The 8,868-nt window shown below is 43.3% G+C and carries 5 protein-coding genes; 4 read left to right on the top strand and 1 reads right to left on the bottom strand.

Features of this window, described 5'->3' with window-relative positions; genetic code table 11:
- The first annotated feature begins 179 nt into the window (after positions 1-179).
- The gene (locus tag DSL64_RS24460) at positions 180-3,209 is read left to right on the top strand and encodes a carboxypeptidase-like regulatory domain-containing protein (RefSeq protein ID WP_115833577.1); all 3,030 of its coding nucleotides are present in this window, start codon (positions 180-182) and stop codon (positions 3,207-3,209) included.
- Between the two features lie 57 nt (positions 3,210-3,266).
- On the opposite strand, the gene upp is transcribed toward DSL64_RS24460, so the two are convergent.
- Positions 3,267-3,911 carry a uracil phosphoribosyltransferase gene (gene upp / locus DSL64_RS24455; protein ID WP_115833576.1) on the bottom strand — a complete coding sequence of 215 codons (645 nt, stop codon included), beginning with the start codon at positions 3,909-3,911 and terminating at the stop codon, positions 3,267-3,269.
- 126 nt (positions 3,912-4,037) lie between these two features.
- On the opposite strand from upp, the gene DSL64_RS24450 reads away from it, so the two are divergent.
- The 3 genes from DSL64_RS24450 to DSL64_RS24440 are packed head-to-tail and all read left to right on the top strand — an operon-like array spanning position 4,038 to position 8,851.
- Entirely contained in the window at positions 4,038-5,789 is a 1,752-nt protein-coding gene (locus DSL64_RS24450; protein ID WP_115833586.1) for a hypothetical protein, read from the top strand.
- A 60-nt stretch (positions 5,790-5,849) separates the two neighbouring features.
- Positions 5,850-6,713: a carboxylating nicotinate-nucleotide diphosphorylase gene (gene nadC, locus DSL64_RS24445; protein WP_115833575.1), complete on the top strand. Its 864-nt coding sequence runs from the start codon at positions 5,850-5,852 to the stop codon at positions 6,711-6,713.
- A 23-nt stretch (positions 6,714-6,736) separates the two neighbouring features.
- Positions 6,737-8,851 carry a ComEA family DNA-binding protein gene (locus tag DSL64_RS24440; RefSeq protein WP_115833574.1) on the top strand — a complete coding sequence of 705 codons (2,115 nt, stop codon included), beginning with the start codon at positions 6,737-6,739 and terminating at the stop codon, positions 8,849-8,851.
- Positions 8,852-8,868: the final 17 nt, after the last annotated feature.

The following is an 8,868-nucleotide window of genomic DNA, read 5'->3' as shown; positions in this document are numbered from 1 at the left end:
CATTGCATTCTTTTCTCGCTTTTCCAGTAGAACGAGATCAGCAATGCTTTCCTTAATAATGTCAGCATATTTCATACGTAAATATACGACTTTTTATTTTGAAATTAGTATAATCATATTATTTGTAGAAGTTTATTTACTTAATTTGCCTGTATAGAAATCATCAGTAAATAGAAACCATGAACTCACTTCTGCGCACAGTACCAGGTGGTATACTGCTTATACTCCTGTTTTCGAACCTAACATTCGCACAAATAAAAATCGAAGGGGTAGTTACTGAATCTACGAGTAAGGACCCTCTCATCGGTGTAAGTGTACAAGTAAAAGGTAAAGTAGTCGGTACCATTACGGATGCCAAAGGAGCTTTCAGCTTCAATGTCAATGCACAGCCGCCTTTTACTATTGTAGTCTCTTCTGTAGGTTTTCTTACTCAGGAAGTAGAAGTGACAGGCGGAAAATCTCATTTTGACATTCAGTTATCCGAGCAGGTAGTTTTAGGAAATGAAATTGTCGTTTCTGCTTCGCGGGTAGAAGAAAATGTGCTCAAATCACCGGTAGCGGTTGAAAAAATGGATATCCGTGGGATTCGGGAAACTCCGTCAACCAACTTCTATGATGCTCTGGCCAATCTGAAAGGAATTGATATGGCCACGCAGGGTGTTTTATTCAAATCCATTAACATGCGTGGATTTGGCAGCACCGGAAATCCGCGTACTGTTCAAATGATTGATGGAATGGATAACCAGGCACCGGGTCTCAACTTCCCGTTGGATAACATTATCGGGATGTCAGAGCTGGATGTTGAAAGCGTTGAAATTCTGCCGGGTGCCGCTTCCGCTTTGTATGGCCCAAATGCCATTAATGGTCTCATTCTGATGAACAGCAAAAGTCCTTTTCTGTATCAGGGATTAAGTGCAAATGTGAAAACAGGTGTGATGCATGAATCAAGTCGTTCCAAAGCAACTACTCCTTTTATTGATGGCACAATTCGCTACGCCAAAGCCTTTAATAATAAGGTGGCCTTTAAGGTGAACCTTTCGTATATCACAGCAAAAGACTGGGAAGCAAACAATTACAGCAACCTAAATCAGGGAGGTAATGCAGATCCACTTCGCGGCGCCGGCACTAAACCTGATTATGACGGCGTGAATAGTTACGGTGACGAGGTTCAGACAAACATTAACTCTGTAGCACAGACACTTGCGGCCAACGGACTTATTCCGGCACAGGCTGTAGGACTCGTCCCCAGTACGTTCGTCAGCCGGACGGGTTATATGGAAAAAGATCTTATAGACTATAATACCAAAAGTTTAAAAGCCAACGCAGCTGTACATTATCGCCTGAGTGAAAAGGTTGAAGCCATCGCCCAAATCAATTATGGTTACGGTACCACGGCCTACACCGCAACAGGACGCTATTCACTTCGAAACTTTAACCTTACTCAGGGTAAGTTAGAATTACGCGGAGACAACTTTACAGTTCGCGCTTATACAACCCAGGAGCGTTCCGGCCAATCATACCTTGCGGGTCTGGCGGCTGTATCGATGCTCAATGATTTCAAACCACATGCGACCTGGTTCGGACAATATACAGGAGCATTTGTGCAGGCACGTTCACAGGGAGCGAGTGAAGAAAACGCTCACCTGGCCGCAAGAGGTGTGGCTGATCAGGGAATGCCTGCTCCGGGCAGCAGCAGCTATAACGCACTGCTCGACAAGTATAGAAATATGCCTATTGTAGATGGTGGTGGCGGGTTCACAGACAAAACCAATCTCTACCATATTGAAGGGTTCTACAACTTCAAAAATCAGATTAAGTTTATTGAGCTGCTGGCGGGAGCAAATTATCGCATGTATGAACTTCGTTCGGCAGGGACTTTATTTGCCGATACCAAGGATGGACGCAAGGGCACCATTAACATCAATGAATTTGGTGCTTTTGTACAGGCCGGGAAAAGCCTGCTTAGCAATCACCTGAAACTGTCAGGCTCTATTCGCTACGATAAAAATCAAAATTTTGATGGCCAATTCACTCCGAGAGTATCTGCCGTAACCACTTTCGGAGAACACAATATTCGTCTTTCTTATCAAACAGGTTTCCGCATACCCACAACCCAAAATCAATACATAGATCTGAGAACGCCTTCAGGAACGCTTATTGGCGGATTGCCTGAATTCGATTCCAGATATGGCCTGTCTAATGGTATTCTGAGACAGAATTTATCTGCTGAAAATATTGCTGCAACAATCGCCGGTGATCAATCAATTGGCCAAAGTGCAGACGCTTATGCCAGGGCAGCAATTACTCAGGCAGTAACGGCCGCTGTTACACAACAGGTAAATGCAGCTGTAGCCGCCGGGCAAATTCCCAATAACCCCGCAGCTATACAGGCAGCAATTACATCAAGTGTACAAGGAGCACTTCCCGGAGCAATACAAACACAACTTCCAGGACTGCTGGCTCAGCTCACACCAGCATTTGCCTTAGCCAAACTTCCTAAATATCAACCCAGAAAACTAAAACCTGAACGCATTGCTACTTATGAAATCGGCTATAAATCTGTAATTGCTAAAAAACTGTTTATTGACGCCTACTTTTATGTTAGTCAATATAAAAATCTGATTGGCAGCACTACCATTGTTGTGCCTAATGCGCCTGCAGGCCCGGGCTTACCAATAGAGTCAGGTATAGGAGTTGGGAATTTCAATGGCTACTCAAGAACAGTAAATACAGATGAAACCATTAATGTGAGAGGATTTGCACTCGGCCTTAATTACGCTTTACCAAAAGGATTTAACATTGGTGGAAATGTGGCTAATAATGAACTGACAAACTTTACCCCATCTCCGGAAGTACAGTATGCACAGTTCAATACACCTAAATATCGTTATAACCTCAGCTTTGGAAAACGAATTACCAGCACAAGTACTTTCGGATTCAACCTTGCTTACCGCTATCAGCAGGCATTTCTATGGGAATCCAGTTTCCTTCTGCCAAGCAGCAATACAGCACCTTTGTTCTCTGACACACAAGTTCCTGCTATCAGCAATCTGGATGCACAGGTCAGTATGAAAGTGCCTGCTATTAAATCCATCATTAAATTAGGTGGTACTAATCTGTTTGGAAAATCATATATCCAGGCTTACGGTAGCCCAAGGATAGGTTCTACCTACTATGTATCTATCACCTTTGATGAATTATTGAACTGATAAAAAAGAAAATCCGGTAGTGATGCCGCTACCGGATTTTCAAATATTCAGAACACCCTATTTCGGACCGTAGGAAAGATCTCCGGCATCTCCCAGCCCCGGAACAATATAGAATTGCTCATTCAGTTTCTGATCAATAGCACCAAGCCATAGCCTGCATTGCGGGATTCTTTTTTGGAGATAATTCACTCCCTCTGGACATCCTATTACGGCTGCAATATGCGTCTGCGCAGGTATTCCGAACCGAAGCAGCGCATGATAAGTCTTTTCAAGAGAACTGCCTGTTGCAAGCATCGGGTCAATCAGGATCAGCGTTTTTCCCGTCAGGTCCGGACTTGTTATATAATCCATTTCTACCTGAAACTCCTCGTCACTGCCAATGTTATGTCCACGATAGGCCCCTATAAATGCATTATCAGCCTGATCAAAAACATTTAAAAATCCCTGATGTAGAGGTAAGCCTGCACGTAGAATAGTGGCAAGTACTACGGGCTGCAACAGTGATCTTGACGGAGCATCGCCCAAAGGCGTTTTTACCGAAACAGTTCTGTATGTAAGCGTTTTTGATATCTCATAAGCCAGTAATTCTCCAACCCGTTCTATGTTTCGCCGGAATTTCATCCTGTCTTTTTGGATATCAACATCGCGAAGTTCGGCCAGATAATGATCGGCAATAGAAGGTTTTTGAGAGAGTAAAAACATAACTTTGATAGTTTTTTAGACTGGTTGATGCAAGATAATACAAATTCATTGACGTAATTTGAACCTGTGTTTCAAAAACTTGGCATCAACTTCGAGAGCTATGCGAATAAAAGAATTTTAGCCATTATGAATCAACCATTTACCGGATTATATAGATTCCTATTTATTCTTCTCATATCAGTATCATACGCACAGGCACAGAGTTCCTTTATTCCGCTTAACGATGACTACTACCACCTGATAGATCGCCTTGAAATCAAAAGGGGAAAATTAACGGAAGGGTTTCACAGCGCTGTAAAACCGTTTGAACGTAAGGCAGTCGTAGCACTTACGGATTCTATTCTCAAAGAAGGTGACGTATCCCTAACCGACCGCGATTGGGAAACCATTGATTATCTACGTGAGGATAGCTGGGAATGGGCTCCGCAGATGGCGGCAACAGATTCGGCGCACTATTACAAACTGGCAAGACTTGGGTGGTTCAAAGCATCACAACAAAATAGAAACAAGAAATTCTGGAAGCATCCTGCCGACCTTTTCAGCATCAACAACAAAGAATTTGACCTTCACTTTAACTTCGTTACTACCAACTCTTTCGGAAAAGATAGCCAGACAGGCTCTGCGCTGTGGTATACCGGCCGTGGAGTTGAATTGCGCGGTATGATCGGTGAAAAGCTTGGGTTTTATACTTTTGTAGCAGATAATCAGGGACTTTTCCCCAAATATGCAATGGACTTTGCTCCGGAATTCACATTTCCTGGAGAGGGTTTGGCGAAAACAAGTGCCAGCAAGGGCACCATTGATTTTCTCACAGCGAGAGGGTACATCACTTTCAGACCAATCAAAGCGATCAATGTAAAATTCGGTCATGATCATAATGTTTTCGGAAGCGGTTTTCGTTCTCTGATACTTTCTGATAACAGCAGCCCTTATCTTTTTCTTCGACTCGACACACAGATTGGTCGTTTTAAGTATACCAACCTATGGACCAGCATGTTGAATAATGACAACCATGCCTGGACAGAAGGACTCAGGGGTAAGAAATTTGCGGCCATACACCATCTGAGTGTTAACCTGACTGAGAAAATCAACGTAGGGATATTTGAGGCAGAGGTATTCAGCAGGGATTCAGTAGGTGGCGGATATGATCTTAATTACCTTAATCCTATCATTTTCTACAGATATGTAGAATCCTATATCGGCAGCGAGGATAATGCTTTGCTGGGTTTTGATTTCAGATGGCTCGTTGGCAAAAAGGCATCCATATACAGTCAGTTTGTACTGGATGAGTTTCTCACAAAATATCTGTTCAACGGAAGCAAATCCTGGACTAATAAATACAGCTTTCAGCTTGGTGGTAAATATGTTGATGCCTTCGGAATTAAAGATCTAGATTTACAAGCAGAATACAACCTCGTACGGCCGTATACGTATTCGCATAAAGATGGAGGCAGAAATTATGCCCATTATGGCCAGTCACTGGCACACCCACTTGGAGCGAATTTCAAAGAGTTTGTCGGAATTGTTCGTTATAAACCTGCTTCCCGCCTGTCAGTTTATGGCACATTTATGCTCGCGGATAAAGGCAGAGACCCTCACAATGCAAACTACGGAGGAGACATTGAGAAAAGCTACGAAACAAGAACCAATATAGCCGGCTATGCACCGGGTTTGGGACACAGAATTGCACAAGGAGTATTTACCCAAAATATATCTACAGATATACGGCTTTCTTACTCTCTTGCACACAATCTGTTTTTAGACGGCCGCTACCTTATCAGAAACATGAAGTCTGATGATGCAGCTTATGCTCAAAAATCTAACATTTTCACCATAGCGGTACGATACAACATGGCTTATCGTCAGCAGGCATTCTGATGCGGGAAGCTTCAGATGCATTAAAAAATCCAATTGTTCTACCCCACTCTCTTGAATATTATGGAAACAGATCCACATCAACTTCGGGATTTAATTCGCCTGGCTCTGCTCGAAGACATTGGCGATGGCGATCATTCTTCGTTGTCTGCTGTACCTGCGGACGCCATTAAACGGGCACATCTGCTCGTGAAACAAGATGGGATACTCGCAGGTGTAGATATAGCACTTATCATTTTTGAAGAAACTGCTTTGTTCTATGGAGATCCGGTTCTAAAAATTGAGGTGTTACTAAAAGACGGAAGTGCAGTCAAAAAAGGCGATATCGTTCTGAATGTAGAAGGAAATGCCAGACTGATACTGAAATCGGAGAGGCTTGTGCTGAATATCATGCAAAGAATGAGCGGTATTGCCACATACGCAAGGCAGATGACAGATCTGATCAGCGATCTGCCGGTTAAACTACTCGACACAAGAAAAACTACGCCCAATTTCCGGATTTTTGAAAAAATGGCCGTCACCATCGGAGGAGCTGTTAATCACAGAATGGGGCTTTACGATATGATCATGCTGAAAGATAACCATGTCGACTATGCCGGTGGTATCACGAAAGCTATTGAAAGTGCTAACAACTATATAAAGCAAACCGGAAGAAATCTGAAAATTGAAATTGAGACCCGCAATCTCAAAGAAGTAAAAGAAGTGCTGAGCGTGGGACAAGTTGATATTATCATGCTTGATAATTTTTCTCTGGAAGATATGAGAGAAGCCGTGAAGCTGATTAACGGACGGTTCGAAACTGAAGCATCAGGAAACATTACAGAAAAAACATTACGTGCTGTGGCTGAAACCGGTGTTGACGGTGTATCCAGCGGTGCACTTACACACCAGGCAAGGAGTCTGGATTTAAGCTTAAAAGCCTTTTAACTTTCAAAAAAATGGGATAACGTATGCTGACAAAACATCGAGCGGCATACGGAGCCACCCTCTGGAAAAGATGCCTGAAACTTACGTTGCTGGCATCTTTTCTCTTTTATCGGCTATCTGCCCAAAATCCTCCGCGCCCTGAAATAGACATCAGCCGGTTTATTCAGGATCTCTTTCCCATACCTACAGAGGATTCCAACTATGAGGATTTATATGAATCCCTATTTCAGCTGTATGCCAATCCTGTAGATCTGAACAGGGTTACAAAGGATGAACTTGCTTCCATGTTTATCCTTACAAATAACCAAATAGAATCTCTGCTTGCTTACCGACAACAGATGGGTTCATTTATTTCTCTATACCAATTGCAATCAGTACCGGATTTTGATCTCCCAACCATTTATCGGCTGCTTCCATTTGTAACCATCGAACCCACACAAATGACATTGAAAGAAAGTCTGAAAAATCCCACACAGCACTTTCTAATGTTCCGATCCGGTAAAATTCTTGAAACGCAGAAAGGGTTTTCAAGCACCGACACCAGCTCGTCTTCTTCCACCCGTTATGCCGGCAAACCACTCAATGGCTACCTGCGCTACCGCAATGCACGTACAGGTGTATATAGCTTTGGATTAAGTATTGAAAAAGATGCGGGGGAGCAATTGTGGAACTGGCAACCTCGCAAACAAATATTCGGACCTGACTTTACATCTTTTCATGCCCAAATCCAGAATCGCGGAAAACTAAAGAATCTGATCATTGGCGATTTTCAAATGCAGGCGGGTCAGGGATTGGTAATGGCTGCCGGGTTTTCGTTAGGTAAAGGTTCCGAAGTTATACGAACTACCTATCGCAGCACACTGGGGCTTCGCCCCTATACATCTGTACTTGAGGCTAATTTTTTCAGGGGAATAGCCGCAACCTACTCCGTTTCCAAAAATATTCAGGTAACCGGTTTTTATTCCGGAACGCGAAGAGATGCCAGTCCGGATGACACTTCCGCAGAAGGAAACCTTTCAACAATTTCCTCTCTTTTGATTTCGGGATACCATCGTACTCCTGCCGAGAGAGACAAGCACAATATTATTTCCGAGAAAAATGTTGGTCTGCACGGACTTTACAAACTACCGTCACAACGGGGGCAAGTAGGTATAACTATGCTTAATACCCATTACAGTGCTTTTCTGTTGAAAAAAGATGTAGCGTACAATAGATTTGAGTTTCGTGGCAAACATAATCTGGTAATTGGAGTACATGCTGATTACCAATGGCAGAATTTTCATTTTTTCGGTGAAGGCGCCAGATCGCAAAGTGGCGGGTTGGGCGGAATCGCCGGACTCATTGCTGGTTTGGGCAAAGCATTCGACTTCACCCTGCTATTGAGACACTACGACGAAGACTTTCATACTTTCTATGGGAACGCCGTAAGTGAGTCAACGCGACCCATTAATGAATCAGGTACCTATTGGGGATTACGATACTCCCCCAATCGCCGCTGGCAGTTCAGCACCTACTACGACAGCTTTCGTTTTCCATGGCTGAAGTATCAGATTAACGCTCCCTCTTCAGGATATGACCTGTACTTTCATATTTTGTGGAAACCGAATAAACGTTTTAATGCCTATGCACTCTTTCATGAAAAGAACAAACCACATAATCTCACCACCGGAAAACCACAGATATACCCGGTGGTAGAGTCTGTTCGGAAGAGCGCTGTGATCAATATTGAGTATGATGTCCCTCTTCGTTTTTCGATCAGAACGCGGTTACAGGGAGGCGAATTTCGATACAAAGACAGCGATGCCTCAAAAGGACTCGCAATGGCACAGGATGTTACATGGAAGTACAAACGCTTCGAATTCAGTGCACGACTTGCCTATTTCGCCACCGATAATTACGATAGCCGGCAGTATGTATATGAAAAAGACATGCTCTATGCGTTCTCATTGCCCGCCTATTATGATACGGGCACCCGCCATTACCTGATGACCCGTTTTACTGTTACAAAACATATGAAGATATGGCTAAGATGGGCTCAAACAAGATATAAAGACCTTGAAAAGATCAGCTCAGGGCTCAATGAGATTAACGGGAGTAAAAGGAGCGAATTGAAAATGCAGGTGATGTACCAGTTTTGAATCCGTATTTTTGCAAA

It is taken from the genome of Dyadobacter luteus, assembly GCF_003383615.1.
In the GTDB taxonomy this organism is placed as follows: Bacteria; Bacteroidota; Bacteroidia; order Cytophagales; family Spirosomataceae; genus Dyadobacter; species Dyadobacter luteus.
This window is presented reverse-complemented; position numbering and strand designations above follow the sequence as displayed.

Bases quoted from the DNA above. Each gene is read 5' to 3' on its own strand.
- DSL64_RS24460 (WP_115833577.1), top strand. From the start codon at position 180: ATGAACTCACTTCTGCGCACAGTACCAGGTGGTATACTGCTTATACTC.
- upp (WP_115833576.1), bottom strand. From the start codon at position 3,911: ATGTTTTTACTCTCTCAAAAACCTTCTATTGCCGATCATTATCTGGCC.
- DSL64_RS24450 (WP_115833586.1), top strand. From the start codon at position 4,038: ATGAATCAACCATTTACCGGATTATATAGATTCCTATTTATTCTTCTC.
- nadC (WP_115833575.1), top strand. From the start codon at position 5,850: ATGGAAACAGATCCACATCAACTTCGGGATTTAATTCGCCTGGCTCTG.
- DSL64_RS24440 (WP_115833574.1), top strand. From the start codon at position 6,737: ATGCTGACAAAACATCGAGCGGCATACGGAGCCACCCTCTGGAAAAGA.